27 protein-coding genes are annotated in these 25,804 nt (G+C 66.2%); 11 read left to right on the top strand and 16 right to left on the bottom strand.

Annotated elements, in window-relative coordinates; all coding sequences use genetic code 11:
- Nucleotides 1-14: 14 nt before the first annotated feature.
- Complete coding sequence (locus ACYCAX_RS02965; protein ID WP_460247385.1) at nt 15-833, bottom strand: class I SAM-dependent methyltransferase; 819 nt, start codon at nt 831-833, stop codon at nt 15-17.
- Between the two features lie 402 nt (nt 834-1,235).
- Here ACYCAX_RS02965 and ACYCAX_RS02960 point away from each other — a divergent pair, with 402 nt between their 5' ends.
- On the top strand, nt 1,236-2,393 hold the full coding sequence (locus ACYCAX_RS02960) for an iron-containing alcohol dehydrogenase (protein ID WP_460247384.1): 1,158 nt from the start codon (nt 1,236-1,238) through the stop codon (nt 2,391-2,393).
- Between the two features lie 7 nt (nt 2,394-2,400).
- Complete coding sequence (locus ACYCAX_RS02955; protein ID WP_460247383.1) at nt 2,401-2,835, top strand: acyl-CoA thioesterase; 435 nt, start codon at nt 2,401-2,403, stop codon at nt 2,833-2,835.
- Between the two features lie 91 nt (nt 2,836-2,926).
- On the opposite strand, the gene ACYCAX_RS02950 is transcribed toward ACYCAX_RS02955, so the two are convergent.
- From ACYCAX_RS02950 to ACYCAX_RS02925, 6 genes are all read right to left on the bottom strand, one after another.
- Nucleotides 2,927-3,286 carry a hypothetical protein gene (locus ACYCAX_RS02950; protein WP_157883290.1) on the bottom strand — a complete coding sequence of 120 codons (360 nt, stop codon included), beginning with the start codon at nt 3,284-3,286 and terminating at the stop codon, nt 2,927-2,929.
- A gap of 230 nt (nt 3,287-3,516) precedes the next feature.
- Complete coding sequence (locus ACYCAX_RS02945; protein WP_294972336.1) at nt 3,517-3,957, bottom strand: glycine zipper domain-containing protein; 441 nt, start codon at nt 3,955-3,957, stop codon at nt 3,517-3,519.
- Between the two features lie 122 nt (nt 3,958-4,079).
- Nucleotides 4,080-4,580 carry a glycine zipper domain-containing protein gene (locus ACYCAX_RS02940; RefSeq protein ID WP_015475082.1) on the bottom strand — a complete coding sequence of 167 codons (501 nt, stop codon included), beginning with the start codon at nt 4,578-4,580 and terminating at the stop codon, nt 4,080-4,082.
- A gap of 540 nt (nt 4,581-5,120) precedes the next feature.
- Nucleotides 5,121-7,442, bottom strand: coding sequence for an FdhF/YdeP family oxidoreductase (locus tag ACYCAX_RS02935; protein WP_460247382.1), 2,322 nt, complete (start codon nt 7,440-7,442; stop codon nt 5,121-5,123).
- On the bottom strand, nt 7,439-8,290 hold the full coding sequence (fdhD, locus tag ACYCAX_RS02930; RefSeq protein ID WP_460247381.1) for a formate dehydrogenase accessory sulfurtransferase FdhD: 852 nt from the start codon (nt 8,288-8,290) through the stop codon (nt 7,439-7,441). Before fdhD ends, ACYCAX_RS02935 begins: the two co-directional genes overlap by 4 nt.
- Before the next feature lie 96 nt (nt 8,291-8,386).
- Complete coding sequence (locus tag ACYCAX_RS02925; RefSeq protein ID WP_460247380.1) at nt 8,387-9,283, bottom strand: LysR family transcriptional regulator; 897 nt, start codon at nt 9,281-9,283, stop codon at nt 8,387-8,389.
- Between the two features lie 150 nt (nt 9,284-9,433).
- Here ACYCAX_RS02925 and lysM point away from each other — a divergent pair, with 150 nt between their 5' ends.
- Nucleotides 9,434-9,871: a peptidoglycan-binding protein LysM gene (lysM, locus tag ACYCAX_RS02920; protein ID WP_015475086.1), complete on the top strand. Its 438-nt coding sequence runs from the start codon at nt 9,434-9,436 to the stop codon at nt 9,869-9,871.
- Nucleotides 9,872-9,907: 36 nt separating this feature from the next.
- Here lysM and yrfG read toward each other — a convergent pair whose 3' ends face one another.
- A complete protein-coding gene (gene yrfG, locus ACYCAX_RS02915) occupies nt 9,908-10,570 on the bottom strand; it encodes a GMP/IMP nucleotidase (protein ID WP_015475087.1) in 663 nt (220 codons plus the stop codon).
- A gap of 125 nt (nt 10,571-10,695) precedes the next feature.
- Between yrfG and nudE the strand changes: the two genes are divergently transcribed.
- The 6 genes from nudE (at nt 10,696) to ACYCAX_RS02885 (ending at nt 16,026) form a co-directional block, all read left to right on the top strand.
- Nucleotides 10,696-11,262: an ADP compounds hydrolase NudE gene (gene nudE / locus ACYCAX_RS02910; protein ID WP_015475088.1), complete on the top strand. Its 567-nt coding sequence runs from the start codon at nt 10,696-10,698 to the stop codon at nt 11,260-11,262.
- Nucleotides 11,259-12,080 carry a 3'(2'),5'-bisphosphate nucleotidase CysQ gene (cysQ, locus tag ACYCAX_RS02905; RefSeq protein WP_294972352.1) on the top strand — a complete coding sequence of 274 codons (822 nt, stop codon included), beginning with the start codon at nt 11,259-11,261 and terminating at the stop codon, nt 12,078-12,080. The genes nudE and cysQ overlap by 4 nt, the downstream gene beginning before the upstream one ends.
- Before the next feature lie 119 nt (nt 12,081-12,199).
- Entirely contained in the window at nt 12,200-13,012 is an 813-nt protein-coding gene (gene mutM, locus ACYCAX_RS02900; protein ID WP_015475090.1) for a bifunctional DNA-formamidopyrimidine glycosylase/DNA-(apurinic or apyrimidinic site) lyase, read from the top strand.
- Between the two features lie 79 nt (nt 13,013-13,091).
- A complete protein-coding gene (locus ACYCAX_RS02895; RefSeq protein ID WP_015475091.1) occupies nt 13,092-13,670 on the top strand; it encodes a lysophospholipid acyltransferase family protein in 579 nt (192 codons plus the stop codon).
- A gap of 84 nt (nt 13,671-13,754) precedes the next feature.
- Nucleotides 13,755-14,093 (top strand): hypothetical protein, encoded by a 339-nt coding sequence (locus ACYCAX_RS02890; protein WP_015475092.1) that lies wholly within the window; start codon nt 13,755-13,757, stop codon nt 14,091-14,093.
- Between the two features lie 82 nt (nt 14,094-14,175).
- Nucleotides 14,176-16,026 carry a Na/Pi cotransporter family protein gene (locus ACYCAX_RS02885; protein ID WP_460247379.1) on the top strand — a complete coding sequence of 617 codons (1,851 nt, stop codon included), beginning with the start codon at nt 14,176-14,178 and terminating at the stop codon, nt 16,024-16,026.
- A 14-nt stretch (nt 16,027-16,040) separates the two neighbouring features.
- On the opposite strand, the gene ACYCAX_RS02880 is transcribed toward ACYCAX_RS02885, so the two are convergent.
- The 6 genes from ACYCAX_RS02880 to ACYCAX_RS02855 all read right to left on the bottom strand — a co-directional run bounded on the left by ACYCAX_RS02880 (nt 16,041) and on the right by ACYCAX_RS02855 (nt 22,825).
- On the bottom strand, nt 16,041-17,744 hold the full coding sequence (locus tag ACYCAX_RS02880) for a gamma-glutamyltransferase family protein (protein ID WP_460247378.1): 1,704 nt from the start codon (nt 17,742-17,744) through the stop codon (nt 16,041-16,043).
- Nucleotides 17,745-17,867: 123 nt separating this feature from the next.
- Nucleotides 17,868-18,119 carry a YfhL family 4Fe-4S dicluster ferredoxin gene (locus ACYCAX_RS02875; protein WP_015475095.1) on the bottom strand — a complete coding sequence of 84 codons (252 nt, stop codon included), beginning with the start codon at nt 18,117-18,119 and terminating at the stop codon, nt 17,868-17,870.
- 141 nt (nt 18,120-18,260) lie between these two features.
- On the bottom strand, nt 18,261-18,740 hold the full coding sequence (coaD, locus tag ACYCAX_RS02870) for a pantetheine-phosphate adenylyltransferase (RefSeq protein WP_015475096.1): 480 nt from the start codon (nt 18,738-18,740) through the stop codon (nt 18,261-18,263).
- Between the two features lie 418 nt (nt 18,741-19,158).
- A complete protein-coding gene (locus ACYCAX_RS02865; protein WP_015475097.1) occupies nt 19,159-20,754 on the bottom strand; it encodes a GMC family oxidoreductase in 1,596 nt (531 codons plus the stop codon).
- A gap of 39 nt (nt 20,755-20,793) precedes the next feature.
- The gene (locus ACYCAX_RS02860; protein WP_015475098.1) at nt 20,794-21,339 is read right to left on the bottom strand and encodes a hypothetical protein; all 546 of its coding nucleotides are present in this window, start codon (nt 21,337-21,339) and stop codon (nt 20,794-20,796) included.
- A gap of 55 nt (nt 21,340-21,394) precedes the next feature.
- On the bottom strand, nt 21,395-22,825 hold the full coding sequence (locus ACYCAX_RS02855) for a coniferyl aldehyde dehydrogenase (RefSeq protein WP_015475099.1): 1,431 nt from the start codon (nt 22,823-22,825) through the stop codon (nt 21,395-21,397).
- A 244-nt stretch (nt 22,826-23,069) separates the two neighbouring features.
- Between ACYCAX_RS02855 and ACYCAX_RS02850 the strand changes: the two genes are divergently transcribed.
- Nucleotides 23,070-23,723 (top strand): TetR/AcrR family transcriptional regulator, encoded by a 654-nt coding sequence (locus ACYCAX_RS02850; RefSeq protein ID WP_294972373.1) that lies wholly within the window; start codon nt 23,070-23,072, stop codon nt 23,721-23,723.
- Between the two features lie 123 nt (nt 23,724-23,846).
- On the opposite strand, the gene ACYCAX_RS02845 is transcribed toward ACYCAX_RS02850, so the two are convergent.
- Together ACYCAX_RS02845 and ACYCAX_RS02840 are read right to left on the bottom strand one after the other, a co-directional pair.
- Complete coding sequence (locus tag ACYCAX_RS02845) at nt 23,847-24,263, bottom strand: GNAT family N-acetyltransferase (RefSeq protein ID WP_460247377.1); 417 nt, start codon at nt 24,261-24,263, stop codon at nt 23,847-23,849.
- 83 nt (nt 24,264-24,346) lie between these two features.
- Nucleotides 24,347-25,342 carry a hydrolase gene (locus tag ACYCAX_RS02840; protein WP_460247376.1) on the bottom strand — a complete coding sequence of 332 codons (996 nt, stop codon included), beginning with the start codon at nt 25,340-25,342 and terminating at the stop codon, nt 24,347-24,349.
- Nucleotides 25,343-25,449: 107 nt separating this feature from the next.
- Here ACYCAX_RS02840 and ACYCAX_RS02835 point away from each other — a divergent pair, with 107 nt between their 5' ends.
- Nucleotides 25,450-25,803, top strand: coding sequence for a hypothetical protein (locus tag ACYCAX_RS02835; protein WP_015475103.1), 354 nt, complete (start codon nt 25,450-25,452; stop codon nt 25,801-25,803).
- Nucleotide 25,804: the final 1 nt, after the last annotated feature.

The raw sequence follows: 25,804 nt of genomic DNA, 5'->3' as shown, positions 1-25,804 counted from the left end.
TCTGGGGCGCGTGGCTAGATCGTTCGTAGCCAGAAGGCCGCCCCATGTTTCTCGACACCCGTCATTCGCTCGTCAGACCAAAGTGTCTCCAGCCGCTGCATGCTGTCAGTGCAGTAGTAGAGGTAGACCAGTGGCAACTCGATCTGCAGATTCTTCATTCCGCCGAGCAAGTAGCAGCAAAGCAGATACTGCTCGTTGTAGAAACGATCACTCCATTCGTTCGGGTAGTCGAACGGCAAGTAGATGTCGTGAATTCCTACGGTTACCCCTGGTTTCAGCCTGGGAAGAATCTCAGTGAAGAATACGGTGACATCCGAGTTCTGGAATGAGCGGTGACTGTTGTCGATGAAGAACAGGTCTCCTGCTTCCAGGCGTGAAAAGTAATCAGGGTTGAGTTCTTCCAGAGGCAATCGGATGACCTTGCTGCAAATGGTGTCGATTTCCGCACGGGGACTCGGATCGATGGAAATTATTTCGGTCGAAAGCTGGTGGTCATCAATGGCTTTGCGTACGAATTTCGTCGAATTTCCCGAGCCGATCTCGATGTAATGCTTCGGCTTGTTCATGACGGTGTAGCCGTAGAGGGTCAGTGCGTCTGCACCCGGAAGCCAGCCGTTCAGCCAGTTTGGAGCGGTTGGGATCGCGCTATCGGCATGGAGGGGAATCCGTGTAAGCCATTCCTTCAGTCCAAGAAATCCATCCAGCGTTTCCTCCAGCCTTTCCCTGCTCTCCGCATAATGACGGTCAAGTAAGTTTCTGATTGCAGAAGTTGCAAGACTGTCGCGTCGCTTGGGTGTGTATTTCGAATAATCACTTATGATGATTTTGTTCATGGGATTCCTTTCTTAAGTCAAGTGGCGCTGGTTGGCTATGGGGAAACCGATAATGGCGAATTATCGAGTCTGCTTTTGAATGCGCTGAATGTTCAGCAGCCTAATTGTCATTTGTTTTTTGATTTTATGATTCCGCCCTATAGGAAGTTTCTCTTTTCTTCCTGCGATAATTTTTGAAGTTCTTTCTTTCCGTCCGACGCATTCATGCGCACGGCTTCCGGAAAGCACGGGCTTCCCTCGATTCCGTGAGGCGCTGTCTTCGCTATTCATCTAATGAATAAGAGTTTCGCTTGGCGGTACGGTATTTCGTATTGCTACGGCGCATTGCTATGCTCCCCCGGCTGGCCGCCAACCTGTGGCCTACGGATTTTCCGCAGTACAACGACAAGACCGGGGACCGTCATGCAGCCTTTCAGCTTCGCCACCACCGCGCAGATCCTCTGCGAGAGTGGTTCCGCCGCCCGCCTGGGGGCGCTCTGCCGCGAACGCGGCGCCCAGCGCGTGCTCATCGTCACCGACCCCGGGATTACCCGCCTGGGCATGCTCGACGGCGTGCTGCCCGGTTTCGCTGCGGCCGGCGTGGCGGTGGAAGTCTTCGACCAGGTATTGGCCGACCCGCCGGAAGCGGTGGTGCTGGCCGCCGTCGAGCAGGCGCGTCGGATGGCCGCGCAATTGGTGATCGGCTTCGGTGGCGGCAGTTCGATGGACGTCGCCAAGCTGGTGGCGCTGCTGGCGCACCCGCTGGCTTGCCAGAGACTGAAGGACGTCTTCGGCGTCGGCAATGCCCGTGGCCCGCGCCTGCCGCTGCTGCAGGTGCCGACCACCGCCGGCACGGGCTCGGAAGTGACGCCGATCGCCATAGTCACCACCGGCGAGACCACCAAGATGGGCGTGGTCAGCCCGCACCTGCTGCCGGACCTGGCGGTGCTCGACGCCGACCTCACTCTCGGCCTGCCGCCGGCGGTGACCGCCGCCACCGGTATCGACGCGATGGTCCACGCCATCGAGGCCTACACCAGCAAGCTGAAGAAGAATCCGCTGTCCGATCTGCTGGCCCGCGAGGCCCTGCGCCTGCTGGCGCTGAACCTGGACGAGGCGGTGCACAACGGTCGCAATCGCGAGGCGCGCCAGGCCATGCTGCTGGGTGCCTGTCTGGCCGGCCAGGCCTTTGCCAACGCTCCGGTGGCCGCCGTGCACGCGCTGGCTTATCCGCTGGGCGGGCACTTCCATATTCCCCACGGACTGAGCAATGCACTGGTGTTGCCCGAGGTGATCCGCTTCAATGCGCCCAACGCCGGCGCGCTCTATGCCGAACTGGCGCCGCTGCTGCTGGGCGAGCGCCTGCGCAGCGACGCCGACCGCACCGAGCAGTTCATCGCCGAACTGGCCGATCTCAGCCCGCGCAGCGGCCTGCCCTCGCGCCTGCGCGACGCCGGCGTGCCGGAGGACAGCCTGCCGCGCCTGGCCGCCGATGCCATGCTGCAGCAGCGCCTGTTGGTGAATAATCCCCGTGAGGTCAGCGAGCGCGACGCTCTGGCCATCTACCGAGCCGCCTACTGAGAGAGCGATGAGCGAACAGCACCCCAGCCGCGCCGATTACGCGCACTTCCAGCCGATCACCACCCGCTGGCACGACAACGACATCTACGGCCACGTGAACAACGTGACCTACTACGGCTTCTTCGATACGGCGGTGAACACCTACCTGATCGAGCGCGGCGGCCTGGATATCCACGACGGCGAGGTGGTGGGCTTCGTGGTCAGCTCCAGCTGCGACTACTTCGCCCCGGTGGCCTTCCCCGAGCGCATCGAGGTCGGCCTGCGGGTCGGCAAGCTGGGCAACAGCTCGGTGCAGTACGAGCTGGCGATCTTCCGCGCGGGCGAGGACCTGGCCTGCGCCGCCGGGAAGTTCGTGCATGTCTTCGTCGACCGCGCGAGCAACAGCCCGGTGTCGATCCCGGCGCCGCTGCGCGAGGCGATGGAAGTGCTGGTCCGAGGCTGACTCTTCGCAGGAGCGAGCCTGCTCGCGAACCGCCCAGCTCCGAAGTCGACGGGAGCTCGTTCGCGAGCAAGCTCCTACGCAAAGGCGCTCCTCACCACCCCATCGGATAGTGCTGAATCCGGCAGGGCTTGGGATTGCCGTCGTTCTTGCACTCCCCGTCCAGGTACTGGTAGCGCATCCACACGCGCTGGCCCGGCTTGGGCCAGTGCTGGCGCGGAATCATGCTCTGGTAGTCGACGCTCTCCGGCGCGAAGGCGATCACTTCGCCGCGAATCGGGCATTCGGTCGATTCCGCCTGCGTCTTCACCGACTCGACCCGACCCTTGAGCCCCGGATAGGGCTGGGCCACTGTCTCGGTGATCTCCACCTCCATCCGGCAGATCTGCCAATTCGCCGCGTGGACGCAGGGCGCCACGAAAAGGGGCAGGAACAGTCCGGCAGCAACTCTCACGACAAGCACTCCTTGTAGCCAGTGATCCCTGGCCTGCAAGCCTATACCACCCACGCCAAATGGCACGCCCGCGGGCCTGCTCTCGGTTTCTGGCCGGCGGCGCGAGGCGGGATACTCCGAGGCGAGCGGGCTGGCTTGCGAACATCGCCGCAGCGGCGCTGTACGGCGCCGTGTACCCGGCCCGAAACGAAAGAGCCCGCCGGAAGGCGGGCTCTTTGTTCAGCACGGCATCAATCGTCGTGATGCTTGTGTTTGTGCTTATGGTGGCCTTTGCCCTTGTGATAACCACTGTCGTGGTGATCATTGTCGTCGTCGTTGTTCTTGTCGGCCATGTGGTTGCCCAGCGCGCCGCCCGCGGCACCGCCCAGGCCCGCGCCGATAGTGCCGCCGGTGGAACCGCCGACCTTGTTGCCGATTACCGAGCCGCCAGCGGCACCCAGACCGCCGCCGATGGCCGCCTCGGTCTTGTTGCCGTTCTTCGCGCCCATCGCGCCGCCGGCCGCGCCGCCGACGCCCGCGCCAATGGCGGCGCCGGTGGAGCCGCCCAGCGCACCGCCGACCACGTTGCCCAGCGCGCCGCCGACGCCGCTGCCGATGGCAGCCTTGGTGTCATCGGCCACGGCATGGGAGGCCAGGAGGCTCAGGGCCAGTACAGTGAGAGTCTTACGCATCATGCGAACCTGAAAGTAGGGAAGGATTGGGGAAATTGTCCCGCACAGCAAACAGCCGGGCAACGCGTGCCCGGCTGTCGGCCATCATTTCCGTGCACTGATCGCGGTTTATCTTCCGCGGATCAATCCCAGCCGCGACGGTGGTGCTTGTGCTTGTACCAGCCGCGATGACGGCCATTGTCGTGCCAGCCGCGATCGTAGTCACGATCATGGTAACGGGCACGACGGTAGCCGTGACGGTAGTCGTCATCGTCGTCGTCGCGGTTGTTGTCGGCGTAGTGGTTGCCCAGCGCGCCGCCCGCGCCGCCACCCAGGGCCGCGCCGATCAGGCCGCCAGTGGTACCGCCCACCTTGTTGCCGATCACCTGGCCGCCAGCTGCGCCCAGGCCACCGCCGATGGCGGCTTCTGTCTTGTTGCCGTGGCGGGCACCGACCGCACCACCGGCCGCACCGCCGATACCACTACCAATGGCGGCGCCGGTGCTGCCGCCGACCGCTTGGCCGACGACCGAACCCAATACCCCGCCCAGGGCGCCACCGACGCCGGCACGGGTGTCGCCGTCCGCGACGGCGGTGCCACCAACCAGCGCAAGAGACAACAGGAGCATCGAGGAGTACTTCATAGAGAGGATCTCTCTGTGGGGATGTTGGATGCGATCCTGTGTTCGTGCGAAGGCTCTGACAAGGCACTTCCGACGAATAGCACGACTTTCATCAAATAATGCAAGTATTTGATTTAAGGTCAGAACTTTTTCGATTTAGCGCGGTCTGAGTGTTATTCCGGGGTTTTGTTTTGTGTGTGTTTTTAGCGCAAACTGCCATTGCAATGATGGCTTTTCACGATTCGCCGCCGGATTCCCCAAGTGTACCTTCCAGTCCTTTCCCGAGTGATGTGTTTTCGGCGGATTCTTCGCAGGACGTAATCTCGTGCGCGTGTGGAAAAGCCCGGATACGCGGACTGCAACTTGGATGCACGTCGCCGAAGGCTTCCGAACGAATCGATGCGCTGATCGGCAGTCGAGACGCTGCAGGTTCATGTCGGCGCTTTTCGTAGGCGCGCGAGCTTGCTCGCGAACCACCCAGCCCCGATATGGCCGGGAAACGCTGTTCGCGAGCAAGCTCGCTCCTACAAGATCAGGAGCCGCTCAGGAGGCGCGGGAGGATCACAGGATCCGCGGGTTCGGCCTGGCCTTTTCGAAACGGATGGCGATGAATTTCGACGTCGGGGTATGGCTACCCACGCCGTGGCTTTCCAGCGGCACCAGCGGGTTGGTTTCCGGGTAGTAGGCCGCCGCCTGGCCGGCGGGGATGTCGTAGGCCAGCAGGGTGAAGCCGCTGACCCGGCGTTCCACGCCGTCCGCCCAGAGCGACACCATGTCCACCTGCTCGCCCGGCTCGAAGCCCAGGCGGCGGATGTCCGCCTCGTTGGCGAACACCACCTCGCGCTGGCCGCGTACGCCCCGGTAGCGGTCGTCCAGGCCGTAGATGGTGGTGTTGTACTGGTCGTGGGAGCGCAGCGTCTGCAGGATCAGGTGCGGTTCGTGGCCGGTCTTGCGGACCTTCTCATGCACCAGATCCGCCGGCAGCGGGTGGCGCTGGAAGTTGGCCTTGCCGCTGGCGGTGCTCCAGCGCCGGGCGCCGGCGCTGTTGCCCAGGTAGAAGCCGCCCGGGTGCGCCACGCGGCGGTTGAAGTCGGCGAAGCCGGGGATGGTGTCGGCGATCAGGTCGCGGATGCGCTCGTAGTTGGCGATCAGTGCGTCCCAGTCCACCGGGTGGTTGCCCAGGGTGGCCTTGGCGATGCCGGCGATGATGGCGGGTTCGGAGCGCATCTGTTTCGACGACGGCTCCAGTTGGCCGAAGGAGGCGTGGATCATGCTGAAGGAGTCTTCCACGGTCACCGCCTGCGGGCCGTCGGCCTGGTGGTCGATGTCGGTGCGACCCAGGCACGGCAGGATCAGTGCGTCGCCGCCCACGGTGAGGTGGCTGCGGTTGAGCTTGGTGCTGATCTGCACGGTCAGGGCGCAGTTTTCCAGGGCGCGGTGGGTGCGCGGGCTGTCCGGGGTGGCCTGGGCGAAGTTGCCGCCCAGGCCGATGAAGACTTTCGCCTCGCCCTTGAGCATGGCGTTGATCGCCTCGACCGTGTTGTGGCCGTGCTGGCGCGGCACCTTGAAGCCGAAGCGGTGTTCGATGGCATCCAGCAGCGCCGCCGGCGGGCGGTCGTTGATGCCCATCGTGCGGTCGCCCTGCACGTTGCTGTGGCCGCGTACCGGGCACAGGCCGGCGCCGGGGCGGCCGAGGTTGCCGCGCAGCAGTTGCAGGTTGGCGATTTCCTGGATGGTCGGCACCGAGTGGTGGTGCTGGGTGATGCCCATCGCCCAGCAGACGATCACGCGCTCGGCGCGACGGTACATCAGCGCCGCCTGCTCGATCTCGGCCAGGCTCAGGCCGGACTGCCGCTCGATGTGCTCCCAGCGGGTGGCGTCCAGTTCGGCAAGGTAGTCCTCGATGCCCTGGGTGTGCTCGGCGATGAAGGCATGATCGAACACCGCCGGTTCGCCCTTGGCCTGGGCTTCACGCTCCCACTGCAGGAGGAACTTGGCGATGCCGCGCACGGCGGCCATGTCGCCGCCCAGCGCCGGGCGGAAGAAGGCGGTGTTCAGCGGCTCGGAGCCGTTGGTGAGCATTTCCAGTGCGTGCTGCGGGTGCTGGAAACGCTCCAGGCCGCGCTCCTTCAGCGGGTTGAAGGCGACCACCTGGGCGCCGCGCTTCACCGCCTCGCGCAGCGGCTCGAGCATGCGCGGATGGTTGGTGCCGGGGTTCTGGCCGAAGATGAAGATCGCGTCGGCATGCTCGAAGTCGGCGAAGGTCACGGTGCCCTTGCCGACGCCGACGCTCTCCCCCAGGGCGACGCCGCTGGCTTCGTGGCACATGTTCGAGCAGTCGGGGAAGTTGTTGGTGCCAAAGGCGCGGACGAACAACTGATAGAGGAACGCGGCTTCGTTGCTGGCCCGGCCCGAGGTGTAGAACTCGGCCTGGTCGGGGCTTTCCAGGGTGCGCAGGTGCTGGGCGATCAGGGCGAAGGCGTCGTCCCAGTCGATCGGCAGGTAGCGGTCGGTGGCCGGGTCGTAGCGCATCGGCTCGGTCAGGCGGCCCTGGTACTCCAGCCAGTAGTCGCTTTGCTCACGCAGCGAACTGACGCTGTGCCGGGCGAAGAAGGGGGCGTCCACGCGGCGCTTGGTGGCTTCCCAGTTCACCGCCTTGGCGCCGTTCTCGCAGAACTTCACCCGGCCGTCCTCGGGAGAGTCGCCCCAGGCGCAGCCGGGGCAGTCGAAGCCGCCGTTCTGGTTGGTCTTGAGCAGCGCGCGCAGGTTCTTGAACGGCTGCTTGCTGTCCAGCCAGAAGCGCGTGACGCTCATCAGCGCACCCCAGCCGGCGGCCGGGCCCTTGTAGGGTTGGTAGCGAGGATTTTCCTGTTGCAGGCTCATGGGCGGCTCTCTCGGACGGCATGCGGCGCCGGGCTGTAGACCCGGGGCGCGCTGCGATGGGGCAGGTGGATCAGGTTCAGGTTGTGCTCGCGGGCCCACTGCACCGTGAGCGCGGTCGGGGCGGACAGGCTGACCAGGGTGGGCAGGCCGGCGCGCACGGCCTTGTGGATCAGCTCCAGGCTGCAGCGGCTGGTGACCACGGCGAAGCCGCCGCGCGCATCCAGGTGCTGGCGCTTGAGGGCGCCAACCAGTTTGTCGAGGGCGTTGTGCCGACCGATGTCCTCGCGGCACAGGCGAACGTCGCCGTGGCCGTCGACGAACAGGGCGGCGTGCACCGCGCCGCTGCGGCGGGCGATGTCCTGGGCCGCCGTCACGCGCTCGCGCAGGCCGGCGAGGTGGGCGGTGGGCGGCAGTGGCGTGGCCGGCAGCAGCGGCAGGGCCGGCAATGCCTGGTCCAGCGCCTCGACGCCGCACAGGCCGCAGCCCGTATTGCCGGCCAGTTGCCGGCGCTGCTGCTTGAGCGTCCAGAACGCGCGATTGCTGACCTGCACGTCGGCGGCGATAGCGTCGCCGTGTGGCGTCAGGTGGATGTCATAGATGTCGTCGATGGATTCGATGAGGCCGGCGCCGAGGCTGAAGCCGTGGATGAAGTCTTCCAGGTCGTTCGGCGAAACCATCATCACCGCCTGGTTGAGGCCGTTGTAGGCGATGGCCAGGGCGACCTCGTCGGCCAGCGGAGCGCGGCCGGTGTCGCTGTCCGGGGTGAGTTCGGCGTAGGCGTAGCCGTCGGCAGGCACGACGGCGACCCGGACCGCGGCGGGGGCCGGGCGGGCGATCAGGCAAGGCATGGGCGGAGCCCTGTGGTTCTAGTAATGGGGCCAGCTTAGGCCGATGCGGGGAGGGCGTCTAATGGGTAGTGTCGATATCATGATCGACGCTATCTATCATGCGCTTGCGGCGTTGCCCAGCAGCGCGGCCGCTTCGCGGAAGCAGGCATCGGCCAGGGCCGAGCGCGGTGCGCCACGGCGGATGATCAGGCCGAGCGGGGAGAGGGTGCGGGCGTCTTCTATCGGGGTGAGAACGAAGTGTTCGCCCTGGGCATCGAGCCCGCTGCCCAGCGGCATGATCGCGCAGCACAGGCCGCGCTCCACGGCTTGCACGAGCTGGTGCACGGCATCCGTTTCCAGGCGAGGCTGGGGCGTCAGGCCCCGGCTGCGGAAACCGTGGTCGATGGACTGGCGGAAGTGCATGCCGGCCGAGAGCAGGCCCAGGGGCAGGCCCACCAGGGCATCCCAGCTCAGGCTCGGGCTGTCGATCTGGAAGTGCCGGCGGTCGTGCAGCAGGCCCATCCGCGTGGCGGCCAGTTCCAGCCCTTGGAAGTGCTCGCGGTCGATGCGGTCGAGGTAGGAGAGGCCGAGGTCCAGCTGGTTGCGTCCCAGACCCTCGAGGATGTTCTCCGAGCTCAGGGCATAGAGCTGGAAGCGCAGTTCCGGGTGGCGCTGGGCGAAGAGTTCGATCAGCCGCATGGGGTCGAAGCCCGCCAACGGCACCAGCCCCAGGCGCAGGGTGCCGACCAGTTGCCCGCGGCAGGCGGCGGCCTCGGCGTACAGGCCGTCGTGGGCCGCCAGCAGGCTGCGCGCCCAGGCCAGGACGCGTTCGCCGGCCTCGGTGAAGCCTTCGAAACGCTGGCCACGCCGTACCAGTTCCAGGCCCAGCTCTTCCTCCAGGCTGCGCAGTCGCATCGACAGGGTCGGCTGGGTGACATGGCAGCGTGCCGCCGCCTGGCCGAAATGCCGCGTTTCGTCGAGGGCGCAGAGGAATTTGAGCTGTTTGATGTCCATCGGTGGATGGCTCCGGAAGCGGCTTTCTGTCGGTTGCTGGCAGGCTTGGGATTAATCCGGCGAGCGTTGCCGATCATGCCGACTAGACTCCTACCGCGCGCGGTCTGCCCAATGCCGGCCGCTGTCACTGTAACCGTAGGGAGGTTGGAAATGGGCATTTTTGCGTTTGTGAAGGAAGCCGGCGAGAAACTCTGGGAGAGTATCGTGGGCCAGGAGGCACAGGCCGCCGAGTCGCTCAAGGAGCATATCGCCAAGGTTGGTCTGGGCAACCCGAACATCCAGGTCAGCGTCGAGGGCGACAAGGTGATCGCCACCGGCGAGGTGGCCAGCCAGGAGGAGAAGGAGAAGATTCTGCTTGCCCTGGGTAACGTCGCGGGGGTGTCCGGTGTCGAGGACCATATCAGCGTGGCCACGCCGACACCGGAGGCGCGTTTCGTCACCGTGAAGAAGGGCGACACCCTGAGCGCCATCGCCAAGGCCGAGTACGGCAACGCCAACGCCTACATGAAGATTTTCGAGGCGAACAAGCCGATGCTCAGCCACCCGGACAAGATCTATCCCGGCCAGGTGCTGCGGATTCCGGAGTAACACCCACGAGCCCGGCCCAGCGCCGGGCTCTTCGTTTCACAGCCCTTCGATCAGCGTCCGGTAGCTGTCCTGGGCGGCGAATTCCTCGGTGTTCTTCGGGCCGTCGCGGCTGTCGGGCTGGCGCACCGCCAGCAGATGGCCGACGCCGAAGTGCCGTGCCGCGCGCAGGATCGGCAGGCTGTCATCGATGAACAGGCTGCGTGCCGGATCGAAGCCGATGTCGGCCTGCAGCGCCTGCCAGAACTGCGGGTCCTCCTTGGGGTAGCCGTAGTCGTGGGAGCTGATGAGGCGGTCGAACCAGGGCGCGAGCTCGACGCGCTCCAGTTTCAGCGACAGCGAATCACGGTGGGCATTGGTGATCAGCACTGCGCGCTTGTCGTTGAGGCGCAGCGCGGCGAGGAACAGGTCGGCGTCCGGGCGCAGGGCGATCAGGTGGGCGACTTCGCGCTTGAGCTCGCGGATCGACAGCCTGAGTTCGCGGCTCCAGAAATCCAGGCAGTACCAGTTGAGCTGTCCGGCGTGGTCGCGGAACAGCGGCAGCAGTTCGGCGTCGGCCTGGGCGCGGCTGATGCCGTGGTGCTCGGCGTAGCGCTGGGGCAGGTGTTCGAGCCAGAAATGGTTGTCGAAGTGCAGGTCGAGCAGGGTTCCGTCCATGTCGAGCAGGACGGTGTCGATGGCTGACCAGGGCAGGCTTGGCATGGCAGGCTCGGTAAAAGGGTGTCGCAATTGCGCGGCGGATCGGCGATCCCGGCGCAAGATCCGACACGGACAATCGGAGAAGGCGGGTTATCATAGCCGACCCGGCCACCCCCAGGAGTTGCCCCATGCGTCAGAAACCCACGGTGCTCGCCCGCGAGATCGTCGCCAAAAGCCGGCTGTTTGCCGTCGAAGAGCTGCAATTGCGCTTCTCCAACGGCGTCGAGCGCACCTATGAGCGTCTGGTCGGCAAGGGACAGGGCTACGGTGCGGTGATGGTGGTCGCGATGCTCGACGCCGAGCACGTGGTCCTGGTCGAGGAATACTGCGCCGGGGTCGACGAATATCAGCTGTCGCTGCCCAAGGGCCTTGTGGAGCCGGGCGAGGACATCCTCGCCGCCGCCGACCGCGAGCTCAAGGAGGAGGCCGGCTACGGCGCCCGTGAGCTGGAGCACATCACCGAGCTGTCGCTGTCGCCGGGCTACATGAGCCAGCGTATCCAGGTGGTGCTGGCGCGCGACCTCTACGCGGAAACGCTGCCCGGCGACGAGCCCGAGCCGATGCGCGTGGACAAGATCAACCTGCGCGAGCTTTCCAGCCTCGCCCAGCATGCCCAGTTCAGCGAAGGTCGCGCCCTGGCCGCGCTCTATCTGGTGCGTGACCTGCTGACCCAGCGCGGGGAATACCAGCCGTGAAACATGCCTTCCTTCCCGCCGTGATCGACCTGGTGCAGCAGGCTGGCGACGTGATCCTGCCGTTCTGGCGGAGCGAACTGGACGTCGAGCGGAAGGCCGACGAGTCGCCGGTGACCGCCGCCGACCTGGCTGCCCACCGCCTGCTGGCCGACGGCCTGCGCGCGTTGGCGCCGGAGGTGCCGGTGCTGTCGGAGGAAGACTGCGCCATCCCGCTGGAGACGCGCGCCCAATGGACGCGCTGGTGGCTGGTGGACCCGTTGGACGGCACCAAGGAGTTCATCGCCGGTAGTGACGAGTTCACCGTCAACGTGGCGCTGATCGAGCGCGGTCGCGTGGTGCTCGGTGTGGTCGGTGTCCCCGCCAGCGGCCGCTGCTACTACGGTGGTGTCGGGCTCGGGGCGTGGCGCGAGGAGCGCGGTGGCGAGCCGCAGGAAATCGGTGTGCGTCTCAGCCCCGGCGAAGCCTTCACCGTGGTGGCCAGCAAGCGCCATTCGAGCCCTGCACAGGAGCGCCTGCTGGCTGGCCTGGCGGAGCGATTCGGCGATCTGGAACTGGCCAATATTGGCAGCTCGTTGAAATTCTGTCTGCTGGCCGAGGGTGCGGCGGACTGCTATCCGCGCCTGGCGCCCACCTCGCAGTGGGATACCGCGGCGGCCCAGGGCGTGCTGGAAGGCGCTGGCGGTGAAGTGCTCGACCTGCATGGCCAGACATTCACCTATGAGTCCCGGGAGAGTTTCCTCAACTCCTCGTTCCTTGCCCTGCCGCAGGCCGCGGAGTGGCGCGAGGAGCTGATCCAGCTGGCGCGTGCGCTGGACTGATTGGCCCTGCTGCTTTGCGTAGGAGCGAGCTTGCTCGCGAACCAGCCTGACGCCGGTGTTGCCGGTCGACCCGTTCGCGAGCAAGCTCCTACAAAAACCTTCTTCTGCCGTCGTGATCCATGCCTGAATTACCCGAAGTCGAAACCACCCGCCGGGGCATCGCGCCCTATCTCGAAGGCCAGCGCGTCAGCCGCGTGATCGTCCGCGAACGCCGTCTGCGCTGGCCGATCCCGGAGGATCTCGACGTACGTCTCTCCGGGCAGCGCATCCTGCAGGTGGAGCGGCGCGCCAAATACTTGTTGCTCAATGCCGAGGTCGGCACGCTGATCAGCCACCTGGGCATGTCGGGCAGTCTGCGCCTGGTCGAATGCGGGCTGCCGGCGGCGCGCCACGAGCACGTGGACATCGAGCTGGAGTCGGGCCTGGCGCTGCGCTACACCGATCCCCGGCGTTTCGGCGCGCTGCTGTGGAGCCAGGCGCCGCTGGAGCACGAATTGCTGCGCCACCTCGGGCCGGAGCCGTTGACCGACGCCTTCGAGGGCGAGCGGCTGTACCAGCTGTCCCGTGGCCGCAGCATGGCGGTGAAGCCCTTCATCATGGACAACGCGGTGGTGGTCGGCGTGGGCAACATCTACGCCACCGAGGCGCTGTTCGCCGCCGGCATCGATCCGCGCCGCGAGGCCGGCTCCATCTCCCGTGCCCGCTACCTGAAGCTGGCGCAGGAGATCAAGCGCATCCTGGCGATCGCCATCGAGCGCGGCGGCACCACGCTGCGCGATTTCGTCGGCGGCGACGGCCAGCCGGGCTACTTCCAGCAGGAGCTGTTCGTCTACGGACGCGGTGGCGAGTTCTGCAAGGTGTGTGGCTCGACCCTGCGCGAGGTCCGCCTCGGCCAGCGCGCCAGCGTGTACTGTCCGCGCTGCCAACGTTGACGTTTCCCGTCGCCGTTAACCTGTCGCACCCCAACCCATAACAACAATGGCCCCTTGCGAGGGGGCCGCCAGGTGATTCATGTCCGGCAATTATCTGCCCCGCAATCCGTTCGCCGAGGCGCTCGGCCACGCCATGCTGCGCCTTTCGGGCTGGCGCATTGAAGGCTCGCTGCCCGCCCTCGACAAGTTCGTGGTGATCGGCGCCCACCACACCTCCAACTGGGACTTCGTGCTGTTCCTCGCCGCCAAGTTCGTGCTGCGCCTGAATGCACGCTGGTTCGGCAAGCACACCCTGTTCAGCGGGCCCTTGGGCGGGATGATGCGCCGCTGGGGCGGGATTCCGATCCAGCGCCATCTCAAGCTCAATACCGTGGACCAGGCGGTACAGGCCTTCCATGAGAGCCGCGAGATGATGCTGATCCTCTCGCCGGAGGGTACGCGCAAGAAGGTCGAGCGCTGGAAAATGGGCTTCTACCACATCGCCCGTGGCGCGGGCGTGCCCATCGTGCTGGCGGCGCTGGATTATCCGGGGCGGCGCATCGTCATTGGCGAGCCTTACTGGCCGACCGGAGACGAAGCGGGGGACCTGCGGCGGATGCTGGATTTCTACCAGCCGTTCGTACCGAAAAAGCCTGAATATGCATTCTTCGGCGATTGAAGGCGGTCACGCGACAAGTCATGGAGCGCTGTTATAGTTACTGGCAGTCTGCCTGCCCAACTACATAAAAAAGGACTTCCTTCCATGAACCTGTTTCGCACCACCGCCGCTGTCCTGGCTTTGACTTGTGGGCTGTCGGCGATGCCGGTCGCTGCCGATGAAGTGACGGCCAACTCCAGCGGCGATCCGATCTACACCGTCGAGGCTCCGCCGGGCTATGCCATGATGGGCGACCTGATCTTCGCGCGTCCGCTGCTGATCGCCGCCACCGTGGTGGGCGCCGCGGCATTCGTGGTGACCCTGCCGTTCAGCGCGTTGGGCGGTAACGTCAAGGAAGCGGGCCAGGCGCTGGTGGTCGAGCCGGGCAAGGCGGCCTTCGTGCGTTGCCTGGGGTGCACCACGAGCGGCTACAAGCAGGACTGATTTCCGTCGATAGGGGGCGGCTGCCTTCGGGCCGCCCTGTGATAGGGAACGCATCGGCGGCGATGCGTTGAGCAGGTAGCGTATGGAAACGACCCGGCTGAAGAAGCATCTGCGTCCAGTGCTTCTGCTGCTGGTTGCCGTGGGGCTCGGCTACAGCTTCTGGTCCAGTGCCGGCCTGCTGCAGTTGGGAGCCGGGCTGGCGCTGTTCCTGTTCGGCATGCAGTGCCTGGAAGAAGGGCTGCGCGACCTGGCCGGCAGCCAGTTGGAGCGCTGGCTCGAAAAGAGCACCGCGACCCGGGGCAAGAGCCTGCTGTTCGGCCTCTTCGGCACCTTCCTGCTGCAATCTTCCACCCTGGTTTCCCTGCTCACCATTGCCTTCATCAGTACCGGGCTGATCCAGCTGGCCGGTGGCATCGCCATCCTGTTCGGCGCGAATCTGGGCGCCACCAGCGGCATCTGGCTGCTCGCCCTGGCCGGGCAGAACCTGAGCCTGAGCCCGCTGGCGCTGCCGCTGCTGGTCCTCGGCGTGCTGATGGGTTTCAACGGCGCCAGGAGCAAGGCCGCCGGACGCATCCTGCTGGGGATCGCCTTCATCTTCCTGGGCATCGACCAGATCAAGGAAGGTTTCGGAAGCTTCGGCGATGCGATGGACATGAGCGAGCTGCGTTCGGAAGGCATGCTCGGCGCGCTGCTGTTCGTCACCTTCGGCATCCTCATCACCGTGGTGCTGCAATCCAGCCACGCGACCCTGATGCTGACTCTCGCCGCCCTGGCCGGCGGCCAGCTGGAGCTGGGCCAGAGCCTGGCGATCGCCATCGGCTCCAACGTCGGCAGCAGTGTCACCACGGCCTTCGTCGGCTCCCTGGGCGGCAACCGCAGCGGGCAGCGGCTGGCGCTGGCGCACGTGCTGTTCAACGTGGTCACCGGGGTGCTGGCGTTCTTCCTGCTCTCGCCGCTGACCTGGCTGGTGCACTGGCTGGTGACGCCGCTGGGGCTGGCGGACAACCCGATGATCCAGCTGGCGCTGTTCCACACCCTGTTCAACGGCATGGGCGTGGCGCTGTTCTGGCCGCTGCAGGGCGCGCTGGCCACCGCGCTGGCGCGCTGGCTGCCGGAAGTGGAGGAGCCGCCGGTGCTGATCACCGACATGGCGCCGGCGCTGCCGACCCTCGAGCGCACCCATGCGCGCTACCTCAACGAACGGGCGCTGGATTCCGCCGATGCCTCGGCCAGTGCGGTGCTTCAGGAGCTGCGCCACCTCGGCCGCCTGAGCATCGAGGTGATCTGCCACGCGCTGTACCTGCCGGTGGAGATGCTCAACCAGCCGCGAGTGGACGAACGCCAGTTGCTGGCCGCGCCGGATCGCCACGCGCTGTCCGCGGAAGTGCTCTACCAGCGCCACATCAAGGGCGTCTATGGCGACCTGCTGAGCTTCATGGGCCGCCTGGACGTGCCGCTGGACGATGAGCACCAGCGTCTCTGGCTGTCCTGTCAGGTGGTGGCGCTGCAACTGGTCGATGCGGTGAAGGATGCCAAACACCTGCAGAAGAACCTCGGCCAGGCGCTGCTGGGCGAACCCTCGGCCATGCGCGAGGCCTATCTGGAACTGCGCCGGCACCTGCTCGGCATGCTGCGGGAAGTGCGGGCGGTGGGCGCCTTGATCGGCGGCGAGCTGCCCGCAGACGCGCTGCACGCACGCCTGCAACTACTCGACGAGAGTGCGGCGGCGTTCGACGCGGCCTTCCGCCAGCGCCTGTTCGCCGCCGTGCGCCGGCAGGAGCTGGACGGCCTGCAGACCAGTTCGCTGATGAACGACCTGGGCTACGTCAGCCGCATCATCCAGAGCCTGCGCAACGTGTTGCAGCTGGGTACCGAACACGGCCTGTTCGAACCGCACGAGGACGACGACGCGCCGGCCCTGATCCTCCCCTGATCAGTCTGTCCGGGTCAGCGCAGCGGCGCCGCCAGTTCGGTGGCCAGACCGATGCCGCGCGGGTCGCTGGCGGACTGCACCTCGCCGGACTTCTTGTTCCACAGCAGCACCTGCTGGTTGCCGTAGGCGCGGCCGACATCCTTGAGCGAGTAGCCACGGCGATTCAGTTCGGCCATTTCGCTGCCGCTGAAGGCGCGCGGTTCGTGCTCGATCACGTCCGGCAGATACTGATGGTGATAGCGCGGGGAAGATACCCAGCGCTGCACCGGCTTGCCGTCCAGGTAGTCCAGCATCGCCAGCAGCACCATGCTGGGGATGCGGCTGCCGCCGGGGGTGCCGAACGCCGCCAGCTCCGTCGGGCTCTCGATGAAGCTCGGGCTCATGCTTGACAGTGGGCGCTTGCCCGACGCCACGGCGTTGGCCTGGCTGCCGGCCAACTGGTAGGCATTGGCGCCGCTGACGTCGGTGGCGAAGTCGTCCATCTCGTCGTTGAGCAGCACGCCGGTGCCGGGCACGGTGAAGGCCGCGCCGAACGGCAGGTTGACCGAGAGGGTCGCGGCCACGGCGTTGCCATCGGCATCCATGACCACGAAATGGGTGGTGTGGTCGCCCTCGCGCCAGGCGGGCGTTGCGGGCAGCGATGAGCTGGGGGTGGCGCGCTGTGGGTCGATGCCGTCGGCCAGTCGCTTGAGGTAGGCGGGGGCGAGCAGTTGCGGCAGCGGGTTGGCGACGCGGTCGGGGTCGCCCAGCAGGCCGCGGTCGCGGTAGGCGCGGCGTAGCACTTCCACCACATAGTGGGCGCGCTGAACCGGCTCGGCCTTCTGCCAGGGCAGTTGCTGCAACATCCCCAGGCTCTGGGCCAGGGCGACGCCGCCGGCGGAGGGCGGTGGCGCACTGATCAGCTCGCGCCCGCCGTCCAGTGGGAAGCGCAGGGCCTGGCGTTCGACGGTGCGATAGCTGGCCAGGTCCTCCAGGCTCCAGATACCGCCGGCGGCGCGCACGCCCTCGACCAGTTTCTCGGCGGTTTCCCCTTCGTAGAAGCCGATGCGTCCGTAGCGCGCCAGGCGCTCCAGGGTGCGCGCCAGTTCCGGCTGGCGCAGCAGGTCCCATTCTTCGGGCAGGTTGCCCTGGGCGAGGAAGATGCGCGCGGTCTCGCGGTCCTTGCGCATCGCGTCCAGGCGCCAGGAGGCGCGGTCGATGTAGATGCGGTCGACGGAGACGCCGTCGGTGGCCAGGCGGATCGCCGGGACCAGGTTATTGGCCAGGGTCTTCCTGCCGTAGCGGCTGGTGATGTCCGCGAGCGCGGCGGGCAGGCCGGGGATGCCGGCGGCGAGCGCGCCGTTGAGCGACAGTTGCGGGTCGACCTTGCCGTTGCGCTCGTACATGCGCGCGTGGGCGGCCAGCGGGGCGCGCTCGCGGGCGTCGATGAAGCGGTAGGTCGGCGGATCGCCCGCCTGGCGCAGCAGGAAGAAACCGCCGCCGCCCAGGCCCGAGCCGTAGGGTTCGGCCACCGCCAGCGCGGCGCTGATGGCCACGGCGGCGTCGAAGGCATTGCCGCCGTCGGCGAGGGTCTCCAGGCCGGCAACGGTAGCCGATGGGTGCGCCGTGGCGACGCTGGCCTGGGCCGGGTGTTCCGCGGCATGCAGGGCGGCGCTGAGCAGCAGGAGGCTGCAGACGCCGAGCAGGGAAGCGCGGGAGCGGAAATTCAACAGGGACATGGCATCTCACGAACCGCCGGCTGTGCCGGCCGGAAACCTAATGGGGCGAAGGTAGGAGGATAGACAATCCCGCAGCCCGGCGGTTTGTGAGAACTCAATGAAAAAATGTCGAAACGCGAGGGATCAGGCCTTGCCGGTGAGCTTCTTGTATTTCTCCATCAGCTCATCCTTGCTCTCGACGTTGTTTTCGTCGAGCGGGATGCAGTCGACCGGACAGACCTGCTGGCACTGCGGTTCGTCGTAGTGGCCGACGCATTCGGTGCACAGGTTCGGGTCGATGACGTAGATCTCCTCACCCTGGGAGATCGCAGCATTGGGGCACTCGGGTTCGCAGACGTCGCAGTTGATGCAATCGTCGGTGATTTTCAGGGACATCGAACAACTCCAACCGTGGAAGGGCCCACGGCGATCGGTAGCACAATGGTGAAATTGTGCCGCATCGGCGCGCGCAGTGCACGCGGCCCGGCGGAAGGGGCTCTGGAATCGGGGCGGCCGCCATCCGTGGCGGCGTCGCGGTCAGCGCTTGAAGCGCTCGGCCAGGGCGTTGGCCACCGCGGGATGGACGAACTTGGCGATATCGCCGCCCAGCGCCGCGATCTCGCGCACCAGGGTGGAGGAGATGAAGGAGTACTTCTCCGACGGCGTGAGGAACATGCTTTCCAGGTCGGGGGCGAGCTGGCGGTTCATGTTGGCCAGCTGGAACTCGTACTCGAAGTCCGACACCGCGCGCAGGCCGCGCAGCAGGATGTTGGCGTTCTGTTCCTTGGCGAAATGCGCGAGCAGCGAGGAGAAGCCGACGACTTCGACATTGGGCAGGTGCGAGGTGACCTGGCGGGCCAGCTCTACGCGTTGTTCCAGCGGGAACAGGGGGTTTTTCTTGGGGCTGGCGGCGACGGCAATGATCACCTGGTCGAACAGCCGCGAGGCGCGTTCGACCAGATCTGCATGGCCTTTGGTGATGGGGTCGAAGGTACCCGGGTACAGCACTCGATTCATCGCGGCGTCCTGGTCGGCTCTTGTTGGCAGGCTGGGCAATAGCGGGCGGATGGTAACGCAGCAGGTCCGTGGGGCCAAGCGACCTTGGTAGTGCTTCCGCACACGGACTACCGGAGTTTATAAGTGACGGACCGGGCAGTCCCGCGCAGGCCCCATTCCAGAGCCTGCGCGCGCGGTTTGCCGATTGTTGTCTCCTGGTAGCGAGCTTGCTCGCGAACAACTTCGCCGCGGCGTTGGTTCGCGAACAAGGACTCGGCGTTCCCCGCAATCCTGCGTCCGCCAGATTGCACCGAAAGTACCCGGCCCTTGTAGGAGCGAGCTTGCTCGCGAACCGCCCAGCTCTGATGTCTCCGGGAAACCCTGTTCGCGAGCAAGCTCGCTCCTGCGAAAGGCCGCCCGGCATGGGGCGGGGTTCGTATTAGGCCTTGCCCAGTCGCTCGGCCAGCGCGGCGGAAAGCTGCGCGGTGAGACCGTAGACCGACAACTGCGGGTTGGCGCCGATACTGGTGGGGAACAGCGAGCCGTCGTGGATCGACAGGTTCTGCAACTGGTGGTGACGGCCGAGGCTGTCGCACACCGCCTGCCCGGGGTCCTCGCCCATCGCGCAGCCGCCCATCACGTGGGCGCTGCCCAGTCGGGTGCGGTAGAGCTCCAGGCTGAGGCCGTCGATCAGGGCGTGGACTTCCTTGGCGCTCTTCACATAACCGGCGTCGGCATGCATCGGCAGCACGGCCTTGGCGCCGGCGGCGAACTGGATGTCGGCCATGGTGTGGAAGGCGCGGCGGATGCCGTCCCAAGTGTAGTCGGTCATCTGGTAGTCGAGCACCGGCGTGTCGTCGCCGCGCAGGCTGACGGTGCCGACGGCGCTGTCCGGGTGGAAGCCGTCGCGCATGAGGGCGAGGATCACGTTGGTGTGCGGCAGCTGTTCCATGCGCAGGGCGTTGTCTTCGCCGAAGCGGCCGAGCAGGGTGGCGCTGAGCGCCGGTTGCAGCGGCGGCACTTCGAGCTTGTAGGACATGCGTCCGGTGGCGCCGTCGTCCCACTGGAAGTGGTCGGAGTAGATCGACTGCGGCGCGCCGTAGAAGGGATTGATCACTTCGTCGAACAGCGCGGCGCTGAAGTTCACCACGTGCAGGAAGGTGCGCTGGCCCACGCGGCCGTTGGGGTCCGGCGCCTTGGAGCGCATGAGGATCGCAGGGGTGTTGATGCCGCCGCCGGAGAGCACGTAGTGGCGCGCCTTGACAGTGATCTTGCGGCCGGTGGGGGCGACGCAGCGTTCGTCCAGGGCCAGGCATTCCAGGCCGCTGACCTTGTCGCCGTCGATCAGCAGGCGGTTGGCGCGGGCCAGGAAAAGCAGCTCGCCGCCTTTATCCAGGGTGGCCGGGATGGTGGTCACCAGCATCGACTGCTTGGCGTTGGTCGGGCAGCCCATCCCGCAATAGCCCAGGTTCCAGCAGCCGCGCACGTTGCGCGGGATGACCTTCCAGTGCAGGCCGAGCTTGTCGCAACCCTTGCGGATCACGTCGTTGTTCGCGTTCGGCGGCAGCGCCCAGGGTGCGACGCCCAGGCGTTGTTCCATCTTCTCGAACCAGGGCGCCATCTCGGCCACGCTGTGACCCTTGACGCCGTGCTCCTTGGCCCAGTGTTCCAGGGTCGGTTCCGGCGTGCGGAAGCTGGAGGTCCAGTTGACCAGGGTGGTGCCGCCCACGGCGCGGCCCTGGAGGATGGTGATGGCGCCATCCTTGCTCATCCGGCCGATACCTTCCTGGTACAGGCTCGGGTAGGCGTCGGCTTCCTGCATCTTGAAGTCGGAGCTGGTCTTGAGCGGCCCTTCTTCCACCAGCAGCACCTTGTAGCCGGCGGCGCTGAGGATTTCGGCGGTGGTGCCGCCGCCCGCGCCGGTGCCGACGATGACCACGTCGGCTTCGAGGGTCAGGTCGTTTTCCAGGCGCGAGCCGTCATGGACTTTCCAGCCACCGGCCAGGCCGGCGGCGAACAGATCGGGTACAGGCATCGGGATTCTCTCAGGCTAATTCTGGTTGTTCTGGCGGGCTCAGACCTTCGGCGGGCCGGGGTAGCCGCAGTGGCCCCAGGATTCCGGGCGGCCATACCAGGCCATCAGGACCAACTGCAGCAGCGAGCTGTGGCCCATCTTCAGCAGCGAGATCGAACTGTTCTGCCAACGTTCGAGGAAGTGCTTCACGTCCGCGGCGCTGGCATTCTCCCAACTGCCCCAGATGCCGGTCAGCGGGCCGCGGGTGATCGGCAGGGCGAGCACGTCGAACAGCTGGACGGTGAGCTTGAGCATCTCCGGCGAGAGGCGATGGAGGCTGTAGTCGAGGCTTTCCAGGGTGCCCTTGACCGCCTCGGCCATGCGTTCGGCCGGCACGGCGCCGGCCAGCATCACCGGGATCAGCGCGCGCAGGAAGGGCATGTCGGAGTCGCGCAGCACGTTGTAGCCATTGGCCGGAGCGCTGGCCGAACAGCCGCTGAGGGTGGCCGTGACGCCGGCGGTGGCGAGGAAGGCGCTGCCCATCAGGCCGATCTTGAGGACGCCGCGCCGGGACAGTCCCGGCGCGCTCAGGGAGGTGTCTGTCATTCTTGTTGTTTCACCTGTGCGGGAGGGCCGCCGGGGTGGCCGGCGGCCGGAAAGGTCAGCGGATGAACAGTTTGTAGACCAGCTTCTGCAGCGACTTGCCATAGGGCGGGTAGATCACCCGGGCGGCATTGAAACGCGGCTTGCTGAACACACCCTTGGCCTTGCTGAAGGTCAGGAAGCCTTCGTGGCCGTGGTAGTGCCCCATGCCCGACGGGCCGACGCCGCCGAAGGGCATGTCGTCCTGGGCCACGTGCAGCAGGGTGTCGTTCAGGCACACGCCGCCCGAATGGGTCTGAGCCAGTACGTGGTCCTGCTCGCGCTTGTCGTAGCCGAAGTAGTACAGCGCCAGCGGGCGGTCGCGCTCGTTGATGTAGTGCAGTGCCTGGTCGAGGTTCTGGTAGGGGATCACCGGCAGCAGCGGGCCGAAGATTTCCTCCTGCATCACCTTCATCTCGTCGGTCACGTTCAGCAGCAGCGCTTGCGGCAGGCGGCGGCCCTGGGCCTGCGGGAACAGCGGGATGACCGTGGCGCCGCGGGACTGGGCGTCGGCCAGGTAGCCGTTCAGGCGCGACAGCTGGCGCTCGTTGATGATCGCGGTGTAGTCCGGGTTGTTCTCCAGTTTCGGGAAGAAGCCCTGGACCACCTGGCGGTAGCTCTCGACGAACTCGTCGACACGGTTATGCGGCACCAGTACGTAGTCCGGCGCCACGCAGGTCTGCCCGGCGTTGAGCGACTTGCCGAAGGCGATGCGCTCGGCGGCGTCCTTCATCGGCACGCTGGCCGAGATGATGGCCGGCGACTTGCCGCCCAGCTCCAGGGTCACCGGGGTGAGGTTCTCGGCGGCGGCGCGCATAACATGCTTGCCGATGCTGGTGGCGCCGGTGAACAGCAGGTGATCGAAGGGCAGCTTGGAGAAGGCCACGCCCACCTCCACCTCGCCTTCGACGACCGCCACCATGTCCTCGGGGAAGATCTTGCCCAGCAGCGCCTTGAGCATGCGCGCGCTGGCCGGGGTGGATTCGCTCATCTTGATCATCACCCGGTTGCCGGCGGCCAGGGCGCCGGTCAGCGGGCCGATGGCGAGGAACAGCGGGTAGTTCCACGGCACGATCACGCCCACCACGCCCAGCGGCTGGTAGATGACCTTGGCCGAGGCCGGCATGAACTGCATGCCCACGCTGCGGCGCGAGGGCTTCATCCACTTCTTCACGCGCTTGGCGGCGTAGTGCACGCCGTGCAGGCTGGGCATCACCTCGGCCAGCAGGGTCTCGTCGGCGGCGCGGTTGCTGAAGTCGCTGCTGATCGCCTCGATGATCGCCTGCTGCTCGCTCACCAGCAGGTTGGCAAGGCTTTTCAGCCAGGCGATGCGCTGGCCGGCGTCGGGCATCGGATTGGCGCGATAGGCCTGGCGCTGGCGCTCGAGGAGGGATTCCAGCTGGCTGATCTGCTGCTGGCTCTGCTGCAGGTAGGCGAGGTCGGCGACCATGACGGGGCTCCTTGGCGGAAGCGGCTGGGGAAGCGGTCCGGGAATTTCCCGCAAGAGTTTCGGACGCTTCGCGTTGTTATGCTGTTGCTGGATTTTTAGAGCAATTACTCTAGACTGTCAATCAGCATGCCGTTTCCACCTCGCCGGGCCCAGCCAACGAAAAGCTGGAAGGTGCCCGCCCAGGTGTTACGCGGTAGCAATCGGTGTACCTTTGCCCCGCAATCCGTTTTCACGAGTTCCGCGAATGGCCCCACGCATCAAGACCCGCGAGCGTATCGCCCAGGCCAGCCTGGAGCTGTTCAACGCCCAGGGCGAACGCAGCGTCACCACCAACCACATCGCCGCACACCTGGGGATTTCGCCGGGCAACCTGTACTACCACTACCGTAACAAGCAGGCGATCATCGCCGAGCTGTTCGCCGAGTACGAAGGACAGGTGGATCAGTTCCTGCGCCTGCCCGAAGGCCGCGCGCTGACGGTGGAAGACAAGATCTACTACCTGGAGTCGCTGCTGGCGGCGATGTGGCGCTACCGCTTCCTGCACCGGGACCTCGAACACCTGCTCGACGCCGACCCGGAGCTGGCCGCCAACTACCGCAGCTTCGCCCGCCGCGCGCTGGTCAACGCCAAGACGGTCTATCGCGGCTTCGTCGACGCCGGCATCCTGCTGATGGACGACACCCAGCTCGAATCCCTGACCCTCAACGCCTGGATCATCCTCACCTCCTGGGTGCGTTTCCTGTGCACCACCCGCGAAGTGGCTGGCGACCTCAGCGAAGGCGAGCTGCGCCGGGGGCTCTACCAGGTGCTGGCGCTGGAGAGCGGACACATCGCTCCCGATGCGCGCGAGGCGGTGGCGGCGGTGTTCGATCGGTTGTACGTGCCGCTGGAAGGTTGATTTTCCGAGGGGTTCGAGCAGCGCGGATACTTTCGCGTGGCTGTTTCTCCCTCACCCCAGCCCTCTCCCAGGGGGCGCGCAGCCAGGGCTAGGGTGAGGGGCTCTCGTCGCGCGCTATCCCTCTCAAGCCCCCGCCTTGCGCGGCCCCGGCACCCTCGGCCGGCGCAGTGCAATACCGTGACGCACGAAGAACTCCTCCACCCCCTCGGTTGCATCGGTATAGAGCGTGCGCTGCGGATGATCGGCCAGGAAGCGCCTCATCAGCAGGTGCCCCACGCCACGCGACTGGAAACCCGGCAGCACGGCGATTTCCGCCAGCCAGGTGGTCTGCGCCGTTTCGCTCTCGGCCCGTAGCAGGCCGATGACCTGTTCGCCGTCCAGGGCCAGCAGGGTGTAGCTGGAGAACTCGTAGAGCTCGCGTATTTCCTGCGCCGTACCGGGCGAACCCCAGCCCACCGCGCGATAAAGCGCGGCGATCCCGGCGCACTGCGCATCGCTTAGTACCGGGTTGTGCAGAATCGTCAGCGCTGTGTCGGTCATGGCATCACTCCTGTCTGGCTTCCCCTTCCTGGGTACACCTCCAGTCTGCCCTATTGTCGCCCTGGTGGGCTGATTCAGGGCAGTCAGGCGCCGTGCCGCTGCCGCAGCCATTGTGGGATGCGGCGCTCCAGATAGTAATCCGGTCGCCCCGGCGAGCCGCCGATGAAGCCGACATGGCCGCCGTGGGCCTGCAGCTCCAGTTCGGTGGACGTCGACAGCTCGCCGGCCTGCGGAATGCTCCGGGCATGAATGAAGGGATCGTCGCTGGACTGGATGACCAGGGTCGGCACGCGGATGCCGCCCAGGTAATAGCGGCTCGACGCGCGGCGATAGTAGTCGTGGACGTCGGCGAAGCCGTGCAGCGGCGCGGTCACCCGGTCGTCGAAATCCCAGAAGGTGCGCATGCCGTCCAGCGGCCCGAGGCGCTCCAGCGTGGCGAGGTTTTCCGCATGGCCGCCAGCGGCGAAGGCCTGGCGCTTGGTCTGCACGTAGGCCACCAGCTCACGCATGAAATGCGCCTGATAGACCTTGGAGAAACCGATGCCGATGCGGTCGGCGCACTGGTCCAGGCGGAACGGCACCGACACCGCCACCGCGCCGCGCAATGGGCATCCGGCGGAGGACTCGCCCAGGTACTTGAGCAGCACGTTGCCGCCCAGCGAATAGCCCACGGCATAGAGCGGCGCCATCGGCCGCTTCGCCCGCAGGTGAGTGACCACGGCGGCGAGGTCTTCGCTGACGCCGGAGTGGTAGCCGCGCGGCAGCAGGTTCGATTCCCCGGAACAGCCCCGCCAGTTCAGCGCCACGCTGGCCCAGCCCTGTACCGCCAGTTGCTGCTGCAGACCGAGGATGTAGTGCGAGGACGAGGAGCCGGTCAGCCCGTGCAGCGCCAGCACCAGCGGCGTATCGGCCTCATGCGGGCCGTGCCAGTCCAGGTCGATGAAATCACCGTCCTCCAGCCACAGCCGCTCGCGGATGCGCGCAAGGCTCGGCAACTGGCGCAGCAGGGAGCCGTAGAGCGTCTGCAGGTGCGGGCCGGGGAGCCACCAGGCGGGTTTGAACGGGGAGGGTATAGTCATCACGGATCAAATGGGCCGACGAGCTGTGATAGTAACGCCAAGTCGGCCGTGCAATGGATGCCTTGTGCATCCGCCGCCAGGGAAACCCACGCAAAGGAGGGGATGGCATGTGGAAGCAAATCGCGGCGTTGAGCCTGGCATTGTGGCTGGCCGCGTGTGGCGAGCCGGTGCCGCAGGAGCACCGGTCATACGTCGGCTTATGGACGTCAGCGGAGATGAGCTTGCTGGTTACAGCGGACGGCCGTGTTGCCTACAAGCGGATTTCGGGCAGTACTTCAAAGTCCATCGAGGCGCCGATCAAGCGCTACGAAGCCGACGGATTCACCGTGGGGTTCGGTCCGTTCGACACGCACTTCAAGGTCTCCAGGCCGCCCTACCAGGACGGTAGCCAATGGAAGATGGTGGTCGACGGTGTGGAGCTGGTGCGCACCAGCACCGTCGATGTCGGGAAGTCGATATGAG

Source organism: Pseudomonas sp. MT3, assembly GCF_054720805.1.
Note: the sequence above shows the minus strand (reverse complement) of the source record. Positions and strands in the feature narration are given on the sequence as shown.

What these genes read in the sequence shown, in the direction of transcription:
- ACYCAX_RS02925 (WP_460247380.1), bottom strand. Translation starts at nt 9,283, where the DNA reads ATGGACATCAAACAGCTCAAATTCCTCTGCGCCCTCGACGAAACGCGG.
- ACYCAX_RS02865 (WP_015475097.1), bottom strand. Translation starts at nt 20,754, where the DNA reads ATGCCTGTACCCGATCTGTTCGCCGCCGGCCTGGCCGGTGGCTGGAAA.
- ACYCAX_RS02965 (WP_460247385.1), bottom strand. Translation starts at nt 833, where the DNA reads ATGAACAAAATCATCATAAGTGATTATTCGAAATACACACCCAAGCGA.
- ACYCAX_RS02885 (WP_460247379.1), top strand. Translation starts at nt 14,176, where the DNA reads ATGGAAACGACCCGGCTGAAGAAGCATCTGCGTCCAGTGCTTCTGCTG.
- ACYCAX_RS02855 (WP_015475099.1), bottom strand. Translation starts at nt 22,825, where the DNA reads ATGGTCGCCGACCTCGCCTACCTGCAGCAGAGCCAGCAGCAGATCAGC.
- ACYCAX_RS02940 (WP_015475082.1), bottom strand. Translation starts at nt 4,580, where the DNA reads ATGAAGTACTCCTCGATGCTCCTGTTGTCTCTTGCGCTGGTTGGTGGC.
- fdhD (WP_460247381.1), bottom strand. Translation starts at nt 8,290, where the DNA reads ATGCCTTGCCTGATCGCCCGCCCGGCCCCCGCCGCGGTCCGGGTCGCC.
- ACYCAX_RS02850 (WP_294972373.1), top strand. Translation starts at nt 23,070, where the DNA reads ATGGCCCCACGCATCAAGACCCGCGAGCGTATCGCCCAGGCCAGCCTG.
- ACYCAX_RS02860 (WP_015475098.1), bottom strand. Translation starts at nt 21,339, where the DNA reads ATGACAGACACCTCCCTGAGCGCGCCGGGACTGTCCCGGCGCGGCGTC.
- ACYCAX_RS02875 (WP_015475095.1), bottom strand. Translation starts at nt 18,119, where the DNA reads ATGTCCCTGAAAATCACCGACGATTGCATCAACTGCGACGTCTGCGAA.
- ACYCAX_RS02955 (WP_460247383.1), top strand. Translation starts at nt 2,401, where the DNA reads ATGAGCGAACAGCACCCCAGCCGCGCCGATTACGCGCACTTCCAGCCG.
- ACYCAX_RS02895 (WP_015475091.1), top strand. Translation starts at nt 13,092, where the DNA reads ATGTCCGGCAATTATCTGCCCCGCAATCCGTTCGCCGAGGCGCTCGGC.
- ACYCAX_RS02835 (WP_015475103.1), top strand. Translation starts at nt 25,450, where the DNA reads ATGTGGAAGCAAATCGCGGCGTTGAGCCTGGCATTGTGGCTGGCCGCG.
- ACYCAX_RS02880 (WP_460247378.1), bottom strand. Translation starts at nt 17,744, where the DNA reads ATGTCCCTGTTGAATTTCCGCTCCCGCGCTTCCCTGCTCGGCGTCTGC.
- mutM (WP_015475090.1), top strand. Translation starts at nt 12,200, where the DNA reads ATGCCTGAATTACCCGAAGTCGAAACCACCCGCCGGGGCATCGCGCCC.
- yrfG (WP_015475087.1), bottom strand. Translation starts at nt 10,570, where the DNA reads ATGCCAAGCCTGCCCTGGTCAGCCATCGACACCGTCCTGCTCGACATG.
- lysM (WP_015475086.1), top strand. Translation starts at nt 9,434, where the DNA reads ATGGGCATTTTTGCGTTTGTGAAGGAAGCCGGCGAGAAACTCTGGGAG.
- ACYCAX_RS02960 (WP_460247384.1), top strand. Translation starts at nt 1,236, where the DNA reads ATGCAGCCTTTCAGCTTCGCCACCACCGCGCAGATCCTCTGCGAGAGT.
- coaD (WP_015475096.1), bottom strand. Translation starts at nt 18,740, where the DNA reads ATGAATCGAGTGCTGTACCCGGGTACCTTCGACCCCATCACCAAAGGC.
- ACYCAX_RS02945 (WP_294972336.1), bottom strand. Translation starts at nt 3,957, where the DNA reads ATGCGTAAGACTCTCACTGTACTGGCCCTGAGCCTCCTGGCCTCCCAT.
- ACYCAX_RS02935 (WP_460247382.1), bottom strand. Translation starts at nt 7,442, where the DNA reads ATGAGCCTGCAACAGGAAAATCCTCGCTACCAACCCTACAAGGGCCCG.
- ACYCAX_RS02840 (WP_460247376.1), bottom strand. Translation starts at nt 25,342, where the DNA reads ATGACTATACCCTCCCCGTTCAAACCCGCCTGGTGGCTCCCCGGCCCG.
- ACYCAX_RS02845 (WP_460247377.1), bottom strand. Translation starts at nt 24,263, where the DNA reads ATGACCGACACAGCGCTGACGATTCTGCACAACCCGGTACTAAGCGAT.
- nudE (WP_015475088.1), top strand. Translation starts at nt 10,696, where the DNA reads ATGCGTCAGAAACCCACGGTGCTCGCCCGCGAGATCGTCGCCAAAAGC.
- ACYCAX_RS02890 (WP_015475092.1), top strand. Translation starts at nt 13,755, where the DNA reads ATGAACCTGTTTCGCACCACCGCCGCTGTCCTGGCTTTGACTTGTGGG.